This window comes from Cellulomonas sp. C5510, from assembly GCF_019797765.1.
In the GTDB taxonomy this organism is placed as follows: domain Bacteria; phylum Actinomycetota; class Actinomycetes; order Actinomycetales; family Cellulomonadaceae; genus Cellulomonas.
In genome coordinates this window covers 3,498,368-3,516,661 of record NZ_CP081862.1, presented here as the reverse complement: position 1 = coordinate 3,516,661, position 18,294 = coordinate 3,498,368, and the positions used below count along the sequence as shown (strand labels likewise).

The window sequence follows — 18,294 nt, the reverse complement described above, 5'->3', positions numbered from 1 at the left end:
GGCGGTCGCGGTCAGATGCCGGCGACGGCCCACTCGGGCACCCGGGGGACCAGGTCCGCGACCGAGTCGAGCACCCGCGTGGGGCGGAACGGGTAGCGGCCCACGTCCTCCGCGCGGGTGGAGCCGGTGAGCACCAGGAACGTCCGCAGCCCGGCCTCGATGCCCGCGACCACGTCGGTGTCCATGCGGTCGCCGATCATCGCGGTGGTCTCGGAGTGCGCGTCGATGCGGTTGAGCGCGGAGCGGATCATCATCGGGTTCGGCTTGCCGACGAAGTACGGCTGCCGGCCCGTGGCGGCGGTGATCATGGCCGCGACCGCGCCGGTGGCGGGCAGGTCACCCTCCGCGCTCGGGCCCGTGACGTCGGGGTTCGTCGCGATGAACCGCGCGCCGCCCTGCACCAGGCGGATCGCCCGGGTGATCGCCTCGAACGAGTAGGTGCGGGTCTCGCCGAGCACCACGAAGTCCGGCTCCGCGGAGGTCAGCGTGTAGCCGGCCTCGTACAGGGCGGTCGTCAGGCCCGCCTCGCCGATGACGTACGCCGAGCCGCCCGGAACCTGGTCGGTGAGGAACTGCGCCGTCGCCAGCGCGGACGTCCACAGCGACTCCTCGGCCAGGTCGATGCCGGACGCGGCGAGCCGGGCGCGCAGGTCCCGCGGCGTGAAGATCGAGTTGTTCGTCAGCACGAGGAACCGGTGGTCGCCGTCGCGCAGCGCCCGCACGAAGTCCGCCGCGCCGGGCAGCGCCACGCCCTCGTGCACCAGCACGCCGTCCATGTCGGACAGCCAGGACGCGATGGGCCGGGTCACTGCTCGAACACCTTGCGCTCGACGGCCGCGCGCTCCTCCGGCTCGTCGTAGCGGGGGTCGCGGCCGCCGGTGGCAGCGAGGCGGCGCGCCTGCCGGCGCCCGCGCAGCACCTCGACGCCGATCGGGATCACCGACACGAGCACGATGAGGACCAGCAGCACCTCGATGTTGTCCTTGACGAACGCGACGTTGCCGAGCACGTAGCCGAGCAGCGTGACGCCCACGCCCCACAGCAGCGCCCCGATGACGTTGAACGACACGAAGTGGCGGTAGCTCATCTTCCCGACGCCCGCGGCGACCGGGGCGTACGTGCGCACGATCGGGACGAAGCGGGCGACGATGATGGTCCGGCCGCCGTACCTGTCGAAGTACGTGTACGTCTGGTCGATGTACTGCTGCTTGAAGATCTTCGAGTCCGGCCGGCTGAACAGCCGCGGGCCGGCCTTGTGCCCGATGAAGTACGCGAGCTGGTCGCCGAGGAACGCCGCCCCGAACAGCAGCAGGCACAGCAGCCACAGCGGGAAGTCGAGCTCCTGGTGCGCGACGAGCATGCCCGCCGTGAACAGCAGCGAGTCGCCCGGCAGGAACGGGAACAGCAGCCCCGTCTCGATGAACACGACGATGACGATGCCGACCAGCGCGTACGACCCGAACGAGGAGATCAGGTTCTCGGCGTCCAGCCAGTCCGGCAGCAGGGCGGGCTGGGGTCCGAGGGCGGGCAGCATGGCCGCGAGCGCGGTCGACACAGGCATGGCCCCCAGCGTACGGCCGCCGGTGCGGGACCCGCGGGCGTGCGGTGTGCAGTTCCTGTGCGGGTCCCGGCGCGCCACGGGGCGGCTGCGGGAGGATGGCGGCCGTGACGACCCCCGACGCGCCCGCTGCGCCCGCCGCCCCCGTGACCCTCGGCACGCCCCTGACGCCCGGCGCGACGCGCGCGCTGCTGCTGGGCGCCGGCGAGCTCGGCAAGGAGGTCGCGATCGAGCTGCAGCGCCTCGGCGTCGAGGTGGTGGCCGTCGACCGCTACCCCCACGCGCCGGCGATGCAGGTCGCCCACCGGTCGCACGTGGTCGACATGCTCGACCCGGACGCGCTGCGGGCGGTCCTCGACGCGGAGCGGCCGCACGTCGTGGTGCCGGAGATCGAGGCGATCGCGACGCAGGTGCTCGCCGACGTGGAGGCGACGGGCGTCCGGGTGGTGCCCACGGCGCGCGCGACGCGGCTGACGATGGACCGCGAGGGGATCCGGCGGCTCGCCGCCGAGGAGCTGGGGCTGCCGACGTCGCCCTACCGGTTCGTCGACGACCTGGACGCCCTGCGCGCGGCGGTCGGCGAGGTCGGACTGCCGTGCGTGGTGAAGCCGGTCATGTCGTCCTCGGGCAAGGGCCAGTCCGTGGTGCGCACGGCCGAGGACGTCGAGGCCGCGTGGCGCGCCGCGCAGACCGGGGGCCGGGCGACCGCCGCCGACGGCGCCGCGGTGCGGGTGGTCGTCGAGGGTTTCGTCGCGTTCGACTCCGAGATCACGCTGCTGACGGTGCGGCACGCCGGGGGCACGACGTTCTGCGAGCCCGTCGGGCACGTGCAGGTGGACGGCGACTACCGCGAGTCCTGGCAGCCGGCGCCGCTGCCGCCCGGCACGCTCGCGGAGGCGCAGCGGGTCGCGGCTGCGGTCACGGAGGCGCTCGGCGGCTGGGGGCTGTTCGGCGTCGAGCTGTTCGTGGTCGGCGACCGGGTGCTGTTCTCCGAGGTCTCGCCCCGCCCGCACGACACCGGGCTGGTCACGCTCGCGTCCCAGGACCTGTCGGAGTTCGCGCTGCACGCCCGGGCGGTGCTGGGGCTGCCGGCCGGCGACGTGCTGGCGCTCGGGCCGTCGGCGTCGTGCGCGGTGCTCGCCGAGGGCACGGGCGTCCCGGTGTTCGCCGGCGTCGACGCGGCGCTCGCGGTGCCCACCGCGCAGGTCCGGCTGTTCGGCAAGCCGTCGGTCGCGGGACGCCGGCGCGTCGCGGTCACGGTGGCCCGCGGCGCGGACGTGGCCGAGGCCCGCCACCGGGCGCGCACGGCCGCGGCGGCCCTGACCGTCACGCTGGGCTGAGACCCGCCAGGACCCGGTCCGCGAACCCGCGCCACCCGGCGTCCACCAGGTCGCGCACCGCCTCGGCGCCGCCCGCCTCCTCCGCGTCGCCGAACGCCAGCATCCCGGCGACGCACGCGTACTTCTCCCAGAACCCGTCGGCGGCGTCGGCCCGGCGCAGCCACGCGGCCTGCGCGCGGTCACCGGTGGCGCGCCGCGCCTCCGCCAGCTCCGCGAGCGCCTGCCGCTGCCGCGCGTCCCGCCCGTCGGCACCGGGCGCCACCAGCGGGTGCGTGCCCATGCCCACGTGGTGCGCGAGTCCCTCGTCCCACACCACCCGGTCCAGGCGGTCGGCGTACGGGGCGCCGGCCGGCAGCGGGTCGCGCGCGGCGAGGACGACGTGGGCGAGCTCGTGGTCGAGCAGCCCCTGCGCGGCGTCGGGGACGGCCCCGGGCTCCCCGGCGGCCGCGAGCAGCCGAACGAGGTCGAGCACGATCACCGGCCGCCCGCGCGGGTCGTGCCGGACGCCGGCGTCGTACGGCGCCGGCCAGCCGACCACCAGCGCGACGCGGGCCGACCCGAGCGCGTCCCGCCAGCGGGGGAGCGCGGTGTCCCACAGCGCGGCGCGCGCCGGGCGGAACGGGTGCAGCGCCCCGCGGACGGCGTCGAGCGCCGCGCGGACCTGCGGCGCCAGCCCCGCGTCGGGCTCCTCGGCGGGCACGGTGGGCTCGTCGTCGCCCGCCGCCACGCGCAGCGGCCACGCGCCGGCGGCGTCCGGGGCCGGGAGCCGGCCCGTGCGCAGCCAGGCGTCGGTCACGGCGGTGTCCAGGTGCACGGCGCCCGATCGTCCTCGCGGTCCGGTGGCCTGGTCAAACGCCGTCCGCGGCAGGATGGGCGGGTGACCGCGCAGCCGCCCGCCGATCCCGACCCCGCCGATCCCGACCCCGCCGCTCCCGACCCCGCCGATCCCGCGGACCTCGATCCCGGCCGGAGGCCCGACGACGCGGACCTGCCCGGCGTCGGTCCGTGGCCCGGCGGTGCCGCGGCCTGGCCCGACGACCCGCGCTACGACCCGGAGCTGCTCGCGCACGGGGACCGCCGCAACGTCGTCGACCGCTACCGCTACTGGACGGTGGAGGCGGTCGTGGCCGACCTCGACACCCGGCGGCACCCGCTGCACGTGGCCATCGAGAACTGGGCGCACGACCTCAACATCGGGTCGGTGGTGCGCACCGCCAACGCGTTCAACGTCGCGGGGGTGCACGTGGTCGGCCGGCGGCGCTGGAACCGCCGGGGCGCGATGGTGACGGACCGGTACCTGCACGTGCACCACCACCCGGACGTCGAGCACCTGATGGCGTGGGCCGCCACGGCCGGGGACGACGGGGCGGCGCTGCCGGTGCTCGGGGTCGACAACGTGCCGGGCTCGGTGCCGCTGGACGGGTACCCGCTGCCGCGCGCGTGCGTGCTGCTGTTCGGCCAGGAGTCCGCCGGGTTGTCCCCGGAGGCGCGCGCGGGTGCGGAAGCGGTGCTGCACATCGACCAGTACGGGTCCACGCGGTCGATGAACGCCGGCGCCGCGGCCGCCATCGCGATGCACGCGTGGGCGGTGCGGCACGCAGGACCGCCGCCGGGGTGAGGGCGCTGCGTCGCCCCCGCCCCGGCGGTCAGGCGGCGGGACCGGCGTGCCCCGCCGTGAACCGGCTCGACGGCGGACCGTCGAGCGCGGAGTCCGGGACCAGCGGCGGCAGGTCCGGGTCGTCGGGCAGGTCGAGCGCGGCGGTCGCGCGGATGTCCCGGGAGGACGCGCCGACCTCGACGACGAACCGGCCGCCCTCGCGCCGCCACGCCCCGGCGACCTGGTCGAACCACGCGAAGTCGCGCCCCTCCAGCTCCAGGCGCACGCGCCGCGACTCGCCGGGGTCGAGCGTGACCTTGGTGAACCCGCGCAGCTCGCGCGGCGGGCGGTGCACGGCCGCCTCCGGGTCGCCGACGTAGAGCTGCACCACCTCGTGCCCGGCGCGCTCCCCGGTGTTGGTCACCGTGATCGAGACGGCGACCCGGCCGGCCGCGGCGTCGAGCACCTCGACCGCGAGGTCCGTGTACGCGAAGGTCGTGTACGACAGGCCGTGCCCGAACGGGTAGCGGACGTCCCGGGCCAGCGCGTCGTACCAGCGGTAGCCGACGAAGACGCCCTCGCCGTAGACGACGCGGCCGCGCTCGCCGGGGAACGTGACGAACCCCGGGGTGTCGGCCAGCGCCAGCGGGAACGTCTCGGCGGTGCGGCCGCCCGGGTCCGCGCGCCCCAGCAGCACGTCGACGAGCGCGCCCGCGCCCGCCTGCCCCGCGAGCCAGGTGTCCAGCACGGCCGCGACCCGGTCGTCCCACGGGTCGGTCGTCACCGCGGAGCCGGCGGAGAGCACGACCACCACCGGCGCCCCGAGTTCGGCGAGGCGCTCGAGCAGCAGCACCTGGTCCGGCGGGAGGGCCAGGGTGCGGCGGTCGGCGGCCTCGACCTCGTGCGACAGCGGGAGGCCGACGAACGCGAGCACGACGTCCGCCCCGCGGGCCGTCGCGACGGCCTCGTCGACGAGGCGCCCGGTGCCGACGCCCCCGGGCGGGGCCGGGTCGCCGGCGGTCCCGGCGAGCGCCGCGTGGTCGGCAGCCGCGTGGTCGGCAGTCGCATCGTCCGCAGCCGTGCCGCCGGCCGGCCCGCCGTCGGCCCCGTCGCCCGCGGCACGCTCCCGCGCCGCCCGCTCCGCCCGCGGCCGGTCCGCGTCCGGCCCGTCGACGCCCTGGAACTCACCCGGCACGTCCTGGTACGCGTTCAGCGGTGCGTGCCGGTAGCCGTCGGCGTAGCGCAGCCGGTCCCCGTAGGCGGCGCGCAGCAGGTCGAGCGGGGCGTCCACGCGCGTCGGGTCGACCCCGGCGGAGCCGCCGCCCTGGAGCCGCGGGGACCGGGCGTACGCCCCGACGACGGCCACGGTGCCGCGGGAGGGGTCGAGCGGCAGCACGCCGTCGTTGCGCAGCAGGGTGAGCGCGCCGGCCGCGGCCTCCCGGGCGAGGGCGTGGTGCCGGTCCACGAGCGCGGCGTCCAGCCGTCCGCCCGGCGGCACCTCGTCGGGCGGGCCGCCGTCCGCCCAGGCGGGGCGTGCCGCGGGCCGGGCGCGCCGGGCGAGCGCCGCCACCCGGCCGGCGGCGGCGTCGACCGCCCCCTGGTCGAGCGCGCCGGACGCCACGGCCTCCAGGAGCCGGCGCACGGTCGTCGCGCGGTCCGCGCCGGGCATCTGCAGGTCCAGCCCGGCGCGCACCGCGGCGACCGGGTCGCGCACGGCGTCCCAGTCCGAGACCACCACGCCGTCGAAGCCCCACTCCTCGCGCAGCACCGTGGTGAGCAGCCGGTGGTGCTCGGTCAGCGGCACCCCGCCGAGCCGGTTGTACGCGGCCATGACCGTCCAGGGCGCCGCCTGCGTGACGACGCGCTCGAACGCCGGCAGGTAGATCTCGCGCAGGGTGCGCTCGTCCGCCTCGACGGAGATCCGGGTGCGGGCGGTCTCCTGGTTGTTCGCCGCGAAGTGCTTGACGCACGCGCCGACGCCCTCGGACTGCACGCCCCGCACGTACGCGACGCCGAGCTCGCCGGCCAGCCGCGGGTCCTCCGAGAAGTACTCGAAGTTCCGCCCGCACAGCGGGGTGCGCTTGATGTTCACGCCCGGGCCCAGCAGCACGCCGACGCCCAGCGCCGCGGCCTCCCGCCCGAGCGCCGCCCCGACCCGCTGCACCAGGTCGGTGTCCCAGGTGGCGGCCAGGGCCGAGCCGGTGGGGAAGCAGGTGGCGGGTTCCCACACCATGGGGCGGCCGGTCTCGCGGCGCAGGCCGTGCGGGCCGTCGCCGAGCTCGACCGACGGCACACCGGCCTCCGGCACGGCGCGGGTCCAGAAGTCCCCGTCGCCGACGAGCAGCCCGGCGCGCTGCGCGGGGGTCGGCGGGGCGGCCCCCTCGGGCGCCCCCGTGGCGTCGGTGGTCATGCGGTCTCCTCCCGGAGGTCAGGTGTGCAGGAACTCGGGCGGGTGCGCGACCCGGCCGAGCAGCGCGGGGCCCGCGGCGACGCCGCCCTCCGCCAGCGCGTCGAGCACCACGCCCGTCAGCGGGGGCGCGGTGGCGACGGCCACCGTGGCCGCCGGGGCCGCCTCGGCGAGCCCCGCGAGCAGCGCGTCCCGCATCGCGGGGTGCTCCGAGGTGACGACGGACCCGTTGAGCAGCACCGGCAGCTCCCCGGAGGCGAGGTCCACCCCGACGCGCCGCGCGGTCCACTGCGCGTAGCCGACGAACGCCCGCGCCTGAGCGGCGACGATGTCCGCGGCCACCGGGTCGCCGTCGGACGCGGCCGCGAGCACGACGCGTGCCGCCCGCCACGTCTCGGTGTCGGGCAGCGCGCCGAACCGCCGGGTGAAGCGGTGCCGCAGGTCGTGCCCGTCCGCCGCCCCGTACAGCTCGAGCAGCGCCGGGGTGAGAGCCGTCTGCGGCCCGAGCCCCATCCACGCGAGGTGGACGGCCGTGAGACCGCTGTTGCCCAGCCCGGCCCCGCCGAGGTCGTGGAACACGAACATCCCCGAGCACTCCTCGGTGCCGTCGGGAGCGCGGGCGGCCAGGGCCGGCCCGGTCCCGACCGTGATGCTGAGCCCGACGCCGGTGCCGTCGATCAGCCGGAGCGACGCGAAGCCGTCGTTCTTGATCGAGCGCGCGCCCAGGCCGGGCAGCCCCGCGGTGAGCCGCTCGTCCCACAGCGCGGCGTCCTCCGGCCAGTCCACGCCGGCCAGCCGGAACGCCGACGCGCGCAGGTCCCCCGGCGCGACGCGGGCCTCCGCGAGGGCGGCCCGCACGGCGCCGAGCACCGCGTCGACCGCCTCGGGCACCGTCGGCGCCCCGTAGATGTCGCCGCGCCCGCCGCGGCCGCGGCCGAGGACGCGCCCGCCGGCGTCCACGACCACGGCGAGCGTCTTGGAGTTGCCGCCGTCCACCGCGAGGAACGCTGTCCCCGCGGCGGCCGCGGCGGGCACAGCGGCGGTCACCGCAGCAGCCGCTCGGGCAGGTACGCCCGGTGCGCCCACGCCATCTCGTCGTACAGCTCCTCCGCGACCGCGAGCGTCGGGACTAGCGGGTTGGCCGCCAGCGCCCGCACGCCGTCGGCGCGGGTGCCCTGCCACGCGGCCTCCGCCGCCAGGTACTGGTACTCCGCGAGCTGCTGGACGAGGCCGCGCACGGCGTGCGGCAGCGGTCGCTGCGGCTCCGGGTGGACCCCGCCGGCGTCGACCGTGCACCACATCTCGACCACCACGTCGTCGTCGAAGCCCGGCAGCGCCCCGCCCGTGTTCGGCAGGTTCACCGGCAGCCGCGCGCCCGTGTCGTTGTAGAAGGCGCTCATGACGTCGATGGCCAGCTCGAGCTCGTGGATGCCGCCGCGCGACCGCGCCGGGTCCAGGTCCGGCACCTCGGCCTCCGCCTGCTCGGCGTAGTGCTCCCAGTACCCGGGCAGCGCCGCGAGCAGGTCCTCGGCGCGGGTGGTGCGGGCGCCCTGGAGCTCCCGCAGCACCTCCTCCTTGTAGTAGTAGTACTGGAAGTAGTCGGCCGGCAGGGACCGCATCGCGACCGCCAGGCGCAGCATCCGCTTCTCGAACGTGGGCAGCGTCGGGTCGTCCCTCCGCTCCGCCCACGCGGCGTCGAGCAGGGGCATCACGTCCTGGCCGTCGTACAGGTGCTCGGTCGACCAGCAGTTGTGGTTGACGCCGGCCATCGTGACCTGCGCGCGGGCGGGGTCGAGGCCCGCGGCACGCAGCACGGTGCCGGGGAACGTGATCGGCCCCTCGCACATCGACCAGATCGGCACGTCGGTGAACCGCGACACCGCCTGCGAGACGATGTTCACCGGGTTCGTGTAGTTGAACAGCACCGCCCGCGGCGCGACCGCCCGGATGTCCTCGACGATCCCCTGGAACTCGGTGATCGAGCGCAGCGCCATGAAGAACCCGCCCGGCCCCTGCGTCTCCTGGCCGATCACGCCGTGCTTGAGCGGGATCCGCTCGTCGAGCGCCCGGGCGGCGAAGTCGCCGGGCCGGAAGCTCGACAGCACGGCGTCGGCGTCCGTGAGCGCGGCACGGCGGTCCGTGGTCGAGGAGATCGTGATGTCCAGGCCCTGCGCCTCGGCGATGCGGCGCGCGATGCGCTCGACCACGGCCAGCCGGTCCGCGTCGAGGTCCTGGAGCACCACGTGGGAGCCGGCGAACTCCTTGCCGTGCCAGAGGAACGAGGCCATGGTCCCCGCGGCGCGCGAGGACCCTCCGCCGATGTACACGAGCTTGATCGCAGCCATGTCCGTCCTTGTCGGGAGGGGTGCCCGGCCGGGTGGCCGGGCGGGGTCGGGGGTCGGGGGTCGGGGAGTGCGCGGGGGCGCGCGGCGTCAGACCGCGCCGGGCAGCGCGGCCTCCGCGGGCAGGGAGGCGGCCGCGGCGTCCGCGACCATCGACGCCCGCGGGCACTCGGTCAGCACGGTCGCGGGCCACTGCGGGTCGTAGGCGTCGGCGGCCACGAGGCGGCGGAACGTGTCCCGCTTGTGCTCGCCGGTCACGATCATCACCACCTCGCGGGACAGGTCCGCGATGGTCCCCACGCCCACCGTGATGCCGAGGCGGGGGACCAGGTCGAGGGACACGAACTCGGGGAACGTCCCCATGTTGTCCTGCCGGGTGGCGTCGCCGAGCCGGGCGACGTGGGTCCGCGCGGTCCGTGGCGTGCCGGGCTGGTTGAGGGCGATGTGGCCGTCGCTCGCCCCGGACGCCAGCAGGAACAGGTCGATGCCACCGGCCTCCGCGATGCGCGTGTCGTAGGCGTCCGGGTCGGACGGGTCGGGGATCCACAGCTCGCGCGGGCCGGGGGTGCCGGCGGCGCGGGCGGCGGCGGCGAGCGGCTCGTGGATCTCCCGGCGCGCGTACCCGAGGCAGCTGTACGACAGCGCGGGGTCGACGCGCTCCAGGCGGCCGTCGGCGGTCTCGACCACGTAGTCGTCCATCATCACGACGACCAACCGGGACAGGTCGACGTCGCCGCGCTCGCGGACCAGCTCGGGCAGGGTGCGGTAGGCCGGCTCCGCGGAGCGCCCGCTCGGGCAGCCCAGCAGGAACGGGCGGTCGTCGTCGGGCGCCGCGGCGAGGCGGTCCAGGACGAGCTCGGCGACGTGCCGCCCGACGGCGGCGGCGTCCGGCAGGACGAGGGGGGTGGTCGACACTTCGGCTCCGTGGGGTCGTGCGGACGGGGGTGCGGCTGGGTGGCGGGGCGGCCCGGGCGGTGCGCTCACTCCTTGAGCGCGCCGGCGAGCATCCCGGAGATGAACTTGCGCTGGAAGAAGACGTAGAGCACGAGCACCGGCGCGGCGACGAGCAGGCCGCCGGCGGCCATGAGGTTGATCTCGGTGACGTGCTTGCCCTGGAACACGCCGAGTGCGACCGTCGCGGTCTGGTTGTCGCCGTGCAGGAACACCAGCGACAGGAAGTAGTCGTTCCACGTCCACATGAAGCTGAGCAGCACGAGCGTGTAGACGGCCGGGCGGATCAGCGGCAGGGCGACGCGCGAGAGCATCCGCAGCGGCCCGGCACCGTCCAGCTCGGCGGACTCGAAGAGCGACCGCGGCAGCGCCCGGAACGCGGCGCGCATCCAGAAGACGCCGAACGGCACGCCGGTGCCCAGGTGGATGAGGACGATCCCGGGGATCGAGTTGGTCAGGCCGAGGGGCCGGAACTGGTAGTACAGCGGGACGATGATCGCCTCGAGCGAGATCATCATGCCGAGCAGCACGACCGGGAACAGGGCCCGCTCGCCGGCGACGCCGAGCACCCCGAACCCGTAGCCGCCGAGCAGCGCGAGCAGCACCCCGACCACGACGACGACCACGGTGATCGTCAGCGACACCGTCATGGAGCGGGAGAAGTCGGCGCTCTGCCAGGCCGTGGCGAAGTTCTCCCAGCGCAGGTCGCCGAGAGCGGGGCGGCCGGCGCGGTCGGGGCTGACGGCCGCGAGGACGAAGTAGCCGACGGGCACCAGCACGGCCGCGGCGAGCACGACCAGGACGGTGTAGTTGACCACGCGTTCGGTGCGGGAGATCACGGTGGGCACCTCAGTCCTTCTCCGACAGCCGGGTGATGGTCAGGGCGATGAGCAGGCACAGCAGCGCCATGACCACGCCGATCGCGGCGGCCTGCCCGACCTGGGGGTTCTGGAACGCGGCCCGGTAGAGCGCGACCGCGGGCGTCAGCGTCGACGTCCCGGGGCCGCCGCGGGTGGTGATCCAGACGAGGTCGAACGTGCGCAGCGCGCCGGTGATCGTGAGCGTCAGGGCGACCGCGAGCTGGCCGCGCAGCCCGGGCAGCGTCACCGCGAAGAACTCCCGCACCGGCCCGGCGCCGTCCATGCGGGCGGCCTCGTACAGCTCCGGCGGGATCGAGGACGCCCCCGAGATGAACAGCACCATGCAGAACCCGAAGCCGGCCCAGGTGCCGATCATGCCGAGCGACGGCAGCGCCCACGTGAAGTCCCCGAGCCAGCTCCGGGCCAGCGACCCGAGCCCGACGGCCCGCAGCGCCTCGTTGAGCGGGCCCTCGGGTGCGTAGATGCGCTTGAACACCAGCGCGATGACGATGCTGGTCATCACCTGCGGCAGGAAGTAGATCCACCGGAACGCGGCCATGCCGGGCAGCCGGGTCCGCGTGAGCAGGGCGGCGGACAGCAGGCCGAGCGCGATCGGCAGCAGGGAGAAGAACCCGACGAGCACGAGGACGTGCCCGAACGTCGAGCGCAGCTCCGGGTCCGTGAGGAACCGCGTGTAGTTCTCGAGCCCGACCCAGACCGCCTGCGTCACGCCGTCCCAGCGGAAGAACGAGTACTGGACGGACTGGAGCAGCGGCACCAGCACCACGTACCCGTACAGCAGGAGGCCGGGGGCGGCGAACCCGAGCCCGATCCAGCGGTTGCGCCGGCGGCGGGCGGAGGTCCGGCGCGGGGCCCCCGCCCGGCCGGCGCGCGCCGGCCGGGACGGGGTGCCGGGCAGGCGCGCGGGCGGGCGCGTCCCGGTGGCGGTCACGAGTCCTGCCCGAGCTCCTCGAGGAAGGCCGTCCGGTCCGCCTCGACCGCCTCGGTCAGCTGCTCCGGCGTCACCTTCCCGGCGTACAGGAGCTGCATGTTCTGGGTGATGGTGTCGAGCAGCGTCGGGCTGGCCCAGTCGATGTACGGCACGTAGCCGTCGTCCGCGTCGAGCGTCTGGGTGGCCGTGGCCTCGCCCTGCAGGCTCAGCGCGTCGTCGGGCAGCGTCACGTCGGTGTTGAGCATCGGCACCAGGCCGATGTCGACGGCCGTCTGGCTGCCCTCGGCGGACATCAGGTGGTCCAGGAACGCCGCCGCGACGTCGGGGTGCTCGCACGAGCTGGAGATCACCATGGCACCCGGGGCGGCACCGACGCCGACCGTGCTGCCGGAGTCCTGGGCGAGCTGGACGTAGCCGAACTGGTTCAGCTGGTCCCCTGCCAGTCCGAGGGAGCCGGTGTACTCGAAGCGGAAGACGCCCTGGCCGTCGAGGAAGTTCGCGACCGCCGTCTGGTAGTCGATGCCCTCGTACGACGGCGTGAACCAGCCGGCGTCCGCCCAGGCCTTGATGGTGGTGGCGGCCTCGGTGAGGGCGGTGTCGGCCGCGCTGACGTCGGGGTCGTCGTAGATGAAGTCGTTGAGGGCGTCCTTGTCGGCCAGCATCGCCTGGACGCCGAGCAGCACCGCGGTGCCGCCGTCCACGCTGCCGTAGGCGAACGGGATCTCGCCCGCGTCCGCGGCGGCGGTGGCGGCCGCCTCCAGGTCGTCGAGCGTCTGCGGCGGCTCGAGCCCGAGCGCGTCGAGCTTCTCGACGTTGTAGTACAGCCCGATGAGCGACCCGCGGGCCAGCGGCGTCGCGAACCAGGACCCGCTGCCGATCGTCGTGAAGTCGGTCGTGAACTGGTTCTGCCGGGCGATGGTGGTGGGCACCTCGTCGTCCCAGCCGTACAGCTCGGCGTAGTCGTCGAGGTTGCGGACGAGGTTGCCGCGGGCCAGCGTCCCGAGGGACTGCCAGCCGTTGTTGGCCGAGGCGATGTCGGGCCCGTCGGGGTCCTGCAGCTGCAGGTTGAGGGTCGAGGTCAGCTGGCCCCAGTCCTCGGTGGTGCGGTCGATCGTCACGTTCGGGTACTCGGACTCGAACTGCTCGATCATCGCGTCGATCCACTCGCCCTCGGCCGAGCCCCAGAAGTCGCTGAGCCGCAGGGTCACGTCGCCGGCGGCGGCCACGTCGTCCGAGACGGCGGACGAGGAGTCGTCGGTCGTGGTGCTACCGCCGGGGGTGCAGCCCGCGACGGCGAGCAGGCTCAGGACAGCGGTCGTGCCGAGGACCAACCGGGCACGGTGCTCCTTCATGTGTCACTCCGATGTGCGCTGCGGGGGCCGTGGACCGGGCTGGTGCCCGGGTGGCGTCGTCGCCGGAGGCCCGTGCCGACGACGCTAGCAGCGAGCGGACCAGTTGGTCCAGCAATAGACCAAAAGTCCTGACTGGTCTGAAACTCGGTGTGACTGGTAGCGTGCCCGCATGATCACCCAGGGGGCCGTCCAGGCGGTGCACGAGAGGCTCACGGAGGACCTGCGCGTCGGCCGCTACGCGCCCGGCTCGCGGCTGCCCGGCGAGCGCGAGCTGTCCACCCGGCTCGGCGTCAGCCGGACCACGCTGCGCCAGGCGCTCGCGGCGCTCGAGGAGGACGGGGCTCTCGAGCGCTCCGCGCAGCGCGGCTGGTTCGTGCCGCGCCAGGTCATCGGCGAGCCGCCGAGCACGCTGCAGTCGTTCACGGAGATGGCGCGCTCCCGCGGCCTGCGGCCCAGCTCACGCGTGCTGCGCCAGGAGGTGCGCCCCGCCACGTTCGAGGAGGCCGACCGGCTCGCCGTCGCCCCCGCCTCCCCGGTGCTGCAGCTCGACCGGCTCCGCGGCATGGACGGCGTCCCCGTCTGCTACGACGTCGTCGTCGTCCCGCGCGACCGCGCCGCCGCCCTGGTGGACGCCGACCTGACCGACCGCTCGCTCTACGAGGAGCTGCGCACCCGGTGCGGGATCGCCATCCACAGGTCCGCGTACTCCGTGCAGGCGGACGCCGCCGACGACCGCCTCGCCGCCCTCCTCGGCACGGCCGTCGGGGCGCCCGTGCTGGTGGGGCGCGAAGTCGCCTACACCGCCGACGGCGCCCCCGTGCTCGTCGGCGTCAACCACTACCGCGGGGACGCGTACCGGTTCGAGGCCGACCTCTACCGCCCCGGTCCCTGACCGGCCCCCGGGGGCCGGGGCGCCCGCCCCGTGGGCGTCCTGTGGGCAGGACGTCCCGGACGGGCGAGCCCGGGGACGTGCCAGACTTGGTGCGATAGCGAACCCCACTTTCTTTGGAGCTGCTGCGATGGCCATCGCCACCCCCGAGGTGTACGCCGAGATGATCGACCGGGCGAAGGCGGGCAAGTTCGCCTACCCGGCCGTCAACGTCACCTCCTCCCAGACCGTCACCGCCGCGCTGCAGGGCTTCGCCGAGGCGGAGTCGGACGGCATCCTCCAGGTGTCGGTCGGCGGCGCCGAGTACGCGTCGGGCTCCACCGTGAAGGACCGCGTCTCCGGCACCCGCGCGCTCGCCGCCTACGCCACCGAGGTCGCCAAGGGCTACGGCATCACGGTCGCCCTGCACACCGACCACTGCGTCAAGAAGAACCTGGACTCCTGGGTCCGCCCGCTCCTGGCCCTCGAGGCCGAGGAGGTCAAGGCCGGCAAGAACCCGACGTTCCAGTCGCACATGTTCGACGGCTCCGACATCCCGCTCGACGAGAACCTCGTCATCGCGGCCGAGCTGCTCGAGCTGTCGCAGGCCGCGCGCACCATCCTCGAGATCGAGGTCGGCGTCGTGGGCGGCGAGGAGGACGGCCACGAGGCCGAGATCAACGAGAAGCTCTACACCACGGCCGAGGACGGCCTGGCGACGGTCCGCGCCCTCGGCGCAGGCGAGAAGGGCCGCTACCTGACGGCGCTGACCTTCGGCAACGTGCACGGCGTGTACAAGCCGGGTGCCGTCAAGCTGCGGCCGTCGATCCTCGCGGACATCCAGAAGGCCGTCGGCGCGGAGATCGGCAAGGAGAACCCGTTCGACCTCGTGTTCCACGGCGGCTCGGGCTCCACGGCCGCGGAGATCGCCGAGGCGGTCGACAACGGCGTCATCAAGATGAACATCGACACCGACACCCAGTACGCGTTCACGCGCCCGGTCGTCGCGCACATGTTCACGAACTACGACGGCGTCCTCAAGGTCGACGGCGAGGTGGGCAACAAGAAGGCCTACGACCCGCGCGCCTGGGGCAAGCTGGCCGAGGCCGGCATGGCCGCCCGCATCGTCGAGGCCGCGCAGCAGCTGCGCTCCGCGGGCCAGCGGATGCGCTGAGGCTGGCGCCTCACCGCGCGTCCCGGCGCGACGACGAGGGCCCGGTCACCGTCACGGTGACCGGGCCCTCGTGCGTCGTGGGCGGGGGGCGGGCGTGCTCAGCCGGCCGGCGGCGCGTCGTCGACGACGTCGAGCAGCTCGCCGATGCGCGTCACCTCGAGCAGGAACTGCACCGTCGGCGGCACGTGCAGCAGCCGGACCCGGTGCGGGGTGCGCATCGCGAGCCGCGCCAGGAACGCCACGCCCGAGGAGTCCATGAACGTCACGTGGTGGGCGTCGACCTCGATCGGCACACCGGCCTGCTCCGCGTCCGTGCCCGCCTGCGCGAGGTCCGCACCGAGGTCGGCGTCGACCTCGCCGGACAGCACGATCGTGGTCCGGTCGGGGGACAGGATGACGTGCACGGAGCCGGGCTCCCCGGCGGCGTCCCGTCCGGCAGGTACGGTCGGTGCCGGTGTGTCCTGCGAGGCCTCGTCCCCGGCGAGCCCGCCCGGCGGTGTGCTGTTACCGTCGCGCACGATGCTCCCTTCCTTCCGGATGGCGGTCGTCGGACCGTGCCGGTGTCGGCTCGTCCCGGTGGGTGGCTTCGCCGGAACCTGTGCGGAACGCTAGACGATCGGAGGCGGTGGTGGTCAACTCCGCGCCCCGGGAGCCGACCGAGGAGGCCGGGGAGGCGCTCGGCCGGTCCCTCGGCCAGGCGCTGGGGGTGCCCGTCCTCGTCGCGGCCGCGGAGCCGCCGCTCTGGCCCGTCGTGTGGGTGAACCCGGCGTTCACCGAGGTCACGGGCCTGACGACGGCGGACGTCGCCGGCCCTGCGGCGCGGGTCGTCTCGCTCACGGCCGAGGACTCCGCGGGCCTGCGCCAGCTCCGGGAGGCGGTGCTGGCCGTGCGGCCGACCTCGGCCCTGCTGCGGCTCCGGCGCGCGGGCGGGGACTGGTTCTGGGCGCGGACCGTCGTCAGCCCGGTGCTCGGGGAGGGCGGGGACCCGACGCACTGGGTGGCCGCGCTCGTGGACGTCACCGCCGAGGCCGACCGGGACGCCGCGGTGGCCGCCGAGGTGGAGGTGGTGCGGCAGGAGAGCGAGGACCTCGCGCTCATCGGCACGGTGTCGGACCTGGTCATGGACCTCGACGACCCGTACGGCCTGCGGGCCATCGCCGAGCTGCTCTCCGCACGGGTCGTCGCATGGGCGGGCTTCTACGTGGACGACGACGGCCTGCACGCGGCGGACGGCGTCGACACGACGCGGGTGCCCTGGGTGCAGCGCCGCCAGCCGACCGGAGCGCCGGGGCCGTTCGTGCCGCGCCGCGGGGAGCGCTCGGCGGTGCCGGACGCGGTGCAGCGGCTGCTGGACGGCGAGGGCGAGGGCGCCGCCGCGATCGACTTCGACGTCTCGGCCGCCTACCCCCCGCGCACGGCGTCGGCGTGGCTCGCGGCCGACCTGCAGGCCCGCGTCCCCGGCGGCGCGGAGCTCGAGCACGTCGCGGTGCTGGCCCTGCCGGGCAGGAACCGGGTGCTGGGCCTGCTCGCCGCGGTGCCGCGCGGTGCCGGACCGGAGCAGGACGGCGCCGCGTCGGGACGTGCCGGGGTGGACGAGCGCACCCGCACGATCCTGTCGCTGACCGGCCGGCGCGTCGGCCTCGCCATGGAGAACGTCCGGCTCTACGCGCGCGAGCACCGGGTCGCGGAGACCCTCCAGCGCGCGATGCTGCCCGAGCAGGCGGAGGTCGACGGGCTCGACGTCTGGTCGTACTACGCGCCGAACGTCGTCTACGCCCAGGTCGGCGGGGACTGGTACGACGTCGTGCAGATCGCCCCGGACGTGGTCGGCGTCGTCATCGGGGACGTCGTCGGCCACGACGTCGAGGCGGCCGCCGCGATGGGCCAGCTCCGGTCGGTGGTCCGCGCGTACGCGTTCGAGGTGACCGAGCCCGGTCCGGTGCTCGAGCGGGTGGACACGCTGGTCGGCGGCATGCGGATCCCGCGGTCGGCCGGCCTGGTGCTCACCACGCTCACCCGCAGCGGCGGTGCGGACGGCGACTGCCCGTCGTGGTCGCTCGCCTACTCGCGCGCCGGGCACCTGCCGGCGCTGCTGGTCCGCGACCGCGAGGTCGTGCTGCTCGACGGTGGGGGCGGCCCGCTGATCGGGTTCGGGCACGGGCCGCGCGGCACCGCGCGGGCCGACCTGCTGCCCGGGGACGTCCTGGTCTTCTACACCGACGGTCTCATCGAGCGCCGCGACCGCGCGCTGCTCGACGGGCTCGCGGCGTTGCGCGAGGTCGCCGCCGGTGCCACTGCGGTCGACGCGGCCGGCATCGGCGAGGAGCTGCTCGCCCGGCTCGCGGACAGCCCCGAGGACGACGTCGCAGTCGTGGTGGTGCGCATCCCGGACCTCACGGACACGTCGGGTCACGGCGGCAACGTCCGCAGCCGGCGGTGGCAGCTCCCCAGCGAGCCCGCGTCGATCGGCCGGGCGCGCCACGCCGTGCTGCGCACCTGCCACGCGTGGGAGCTCGGCGACGCGGCGAACGCCGAGCTCGTCGTGTCGGAGCTGGTCGCCAACGCCGTGCTGCACGGGTGGGGGCGCGTCACGCTGCGGCTGCACGACACCGGCGAGGGCCTGCGCATCGAGGTCGAGGACTCCAACCCCACGCCGCCGGTCGCCACCGAGGGGCACCCGGGGCGGATCGGCGGGTTCGGGATGCGGATCGTCGAGCGGCTGGCCGACTGGGGCTGGCGGCCGTCGGGCAGCGGCAAGGTGGTGTGGGCACGCGTCCGGCCGTCCGGGCCCGCCGGCGCCGACGCCCCCGCGGGGGCGACGGTATGACCGGGGTCGTACTCGCCGTACGACGGCGCTCTCCATCCCGGACCACGAGGCGGCGCGCATCGACGC

General features: G+C 75.3%; 16 protein-coding genes. 5 read left to right on the top strand and 11 right to left on the bottom strand.

Features of this window, described 5'->3' with window-relative positions:
- Positions 1 to 11: 11 nt before the first annotated feature.
- Both K5O09_RS16195 and K5O09_RS16190 read right to left on the bottom strand, forming a co-directional pair.
- The gene (locus K5O09_RS16195) at positions 12 to 809 is read right to left on the bottom strand and encodes an HAD-IIA family hydrolase (protein WP_222170473.1); all 798 of its coding nucleotides are present in this window, start codon (positions 807 to 809) and stop codon (positions 12 to 14) included.
- Positions 806 to 1,561 (bottom strand): VTT domain-containing protein, encoded by a 756-nt coding sequence (locus K5O09_RS16190; protein ID WP_222170472.1) that lies wholly within the window; start codon positions 1,559 to 1,561, stop codon positions 806 to 808. Before K5O09_RS16190 ends, K5O09_RS16195 begins: the two co-directional genes overlap by 4 nt.
- Positions 1,562 to 1,665: 104 nt before the next feature.
- Between K5O09_RS16190 and purT the strand changes: the two genes are divergently transcribed.
- Positions 1,666 to 2,898 (top strand): formate-dependent phosphoribosylglycinamide formyltransferase, encoded by a 1,233-nt coding sequence (gene purT, locus K5O09_RS16185; protein WP_255595797.1) that lies wholly within the window; start codon positions 1,666 to 1,668, stop codon positions 2,896 to 2,898.
- Here purT and K5O09_RS16180 read toward each other — a convergent pair.
- Entirely contained in the window at positions 2,885 to 3,712 is an 828-nt protein-coding gene (locus K5O09_RS16180) for a hypothetical protein (RefSeq protein ID WP_222170469.1), read from the bottom strand. The genes purT and K5O09_RS16180 overlap by 14 nt on opposite strands.
- Before the next feature lie 63 nt (positions 3,713 to 3,775).
- Here K5O09_RS16180 and K5O09_RS16175 point away from each other — a divergent pair, with 63 nt between their 5' ends.
- On the top strand, positions 3,776 to 4,516 hold the full coding sequence (locus K5O09_RS16175; RefSeq protein ID WP_222170468.1) for a TrmH family RNA methyltransferase: 741 nt from the start codon (positions 3,776 to 3,778) through the stop codon (positions 4,514 to 4,516).
- 28 nt (positions 4,517 to 4,544) lie between these two features.
- On the opposite strand, the gene K5O09_RS16170 is transcribed toward K5O09_RS16175, so the two are convergent.
- The 7 genes from K5O09_RS16170 to K5O09_RS16140 all read right to left on the bottom strand — a co-directional run bounded on the left by K5O09_RS16170 (position 4,545) and on the right by K5O09_RS16140 (position 13,359).
- Positions 4,545 to 6,905: a glycoside hydrolase family 3 N-terminal domain-containing protein gene (locus K5O09_RS16170; RefSeq protein WP_222170467.1), complete on the bottom strand. Its 2,361-nt coding sequence runs from the start codon at positions 6,903 to 6,905 to the stop codon at positions 4,545 to 4,547.
- A gap of 18 nt (positions 6,906 to 6,923) precedes the next feature.
- On the bottom strand, positions 6,924 to 7,949 hold the full coding sequence (locus K5O09_RS16165; RefSeq protein ID WP_222170466.1) for a hypothetical protein: 1,026 nt from the start codon (positions 7,947 to 7,949) through the stop codon (positions 6,924 to 6,926).
- Positions 7,946 to 9,247: a hypothetical protein gene (locus tag K5O09_RS16160; protein WP_222170464.1), complete on the bottom strand. Its 1,302-nt coding sequence runs from the start codon at positions 9,245 to 9,247 to the stop codon at positions 7,946 to 7,948. Before K5O09_RS16160 ends, K5O09_RS16165 begins: the two co-directional genes overlap by 4 nt.
- A gap of 87 nt (positions 9,248 to 9,334) precedes the next feature.
- On the bottom strand, positions 9,335 to 10,159 hold the full coding sequence (locus K5O09_RS16155; RefSeq protein ID WP_222170463.1) for a 6-phosphogluconolactonase: 825 nt from the start codon (positions 10,157 to 10,159) through the stop codon (positions 9,335 to 9,337).
- A gap of 65 nt (positions 10,160 to 10,224) precedes the next feature.
- Positions 10,225 to 11,034, bottom strand: coding sequence for a carbohydrate ABC transporter permease (locus K5O09_RS16150; RefSeq protein WP_222170462.1), 810 nt, complete (start codon positions 11,032 to 11,034; stop codon positions 10,225 to 10,227).
- A gap of 10 nt (positions 11,035 to 11,044) precedes the next feature.
- Positions 11,045 to 12,007 (bottom strand): carbohydrate ABC transporter permease, encoded by a 963-nt coding sequence (locus tag K5O09_RS16145; RefSeq protein WP_255595796.1) that lies wholly within the window; start codon positions 12,005 to 12,007, stop codon positions 11,045 to 11,047.
- Positions 12,004 to 13,359 (bottom strand): ABC transporter substrate-binding protein, encoded by a 1,356-nt coding sequence (locus K5O09_RS16140; RefSeq protein ID WP_222170461.1) that lies wholly within the window; start codon positions 13,357 to 13,359, stop codon positions 12,004 to 12,006. The genes K5O09_RS16145 and K5O09_RS16140 overlap by 4 nt, the downstream gene beginning before the upstream one ends.
- A gap of 169 nt (positions 13,360 to 13,528) precedes the next feature.
- On the opposite strand from K5O09_RS16140, the gene K5O09_RS16135 reads away from it, so the two are divergent.
- Positions 13,529 to 14,251 carry a GntR family transcriptional regulator gene (locus tag K5O09_RS16135; RefSeq protein ID WP_222170460.1) on the top strand — a complete coding sequence of 241 codons (723 nt, stop codon included), beginning with the start codon at positions 13,529 to 13,531 and terminating at the stop codon, positions 14,249 to 14,251.
- 127 nt (positions 14,252 to 14,378) lie between these two features.
- Positions 14,379 to 15,401 carry a class II fructose-bisphosphate aldolase gene (gene fbaA / locus K5O09_RS16130; RefSeq protein ID WP_222170459.1) on the top strand — a complete coding sequence of 341 codons (1,023 nt, stop codon included), beginning with the start codon at positions 14,379 to 14,381 and terminating at the stop codon, positions 15,399 to 15,401.
- Positions 15,402 to 15,499: 98 nt separating this feature from the next.
- Here the strand turns inward: fbaA and K5O09_RS16125 are convergent, their stop codons facing one another.
- Positions 15,500 to 15,919 carry an STAS domain-containing protein gene (locus K5O09_RS16125; protein ID WP_222170456.1) on the bottom strand — a complete coding sequence of 140 codons (420 nt, stop codon included), beginning with the start codon at positions 15,917 to 15,919 and terminating at the stop codon, positions 15,500 to 15,502.
- Between the two features lie 107 nt (positions 15,920 to 16,026).
- On the opposite strand from K5O09_RS16125, the gene K5O09_RS16120 reads away from it, so the two are divergent.
- The gene (locus K5O09_RS16120; RefSeq protein ID WP_255595795.1) at positions 16,027 to 18,228 is read left to right on the top strand and encodes a SpoIIE family protein phosphatase; all 2,202 of its coding nucleotides are present in this window, start codon (positions 16,027 to 16,029) and stop codon (positions 18,226 to 18,228) included.
- Positions 18,229 to 18,294 lie beyond the last annotated feature (66 nt).

Excerpts from the sequence above, each read along its gene's own strand:
- K5O09_RS16190 (WP_222170472.1), bottom strand. The coding sequence starts at position 1,561 with ATGCCTGTGTCGACCGCGCTCGCGGCCATGCTGCCCGCCCTCGGACCC.
- K5O09_RS16170 (WP_222170467.1), bottom strand. The coding sequence starts at position 6,905 with ATGACCACCGACGCCACGGGGGCGCCCGAGGGGGCCGCCCCGCCGACC.
- K5O09_RS16160 (WP_222170464.1), bottom strand. The coding sequence starts at position 9,247 with ATGGCTGCGATCAAGCTCGTGTACATCGGCGGAGGGTCCTCGCGCGCC.
- K5O09_RS16140 (WP_222170461.1), bottom strand. The coding sequence starts at position 13,359 with ATGAAGGAGCACCGTGCCCGGTTGGTCCTCGGCACGACCGCTGTCCTG.
- K5O09_RS16135 (WP_222170460.1), top strand. The coding sequence starts at position 13,529 with ATGATCACCCAGGGGGCCGTCCAGGCGGTGCACGAGAGGCTCACGGAG.
- fbaA (WP_222170459.1), top strand. The coding sequence starts at position 14,379 with ATGGCCATCGCCACCCCCGAGGTGTACGCCGAGATGATCGACCGGGCG.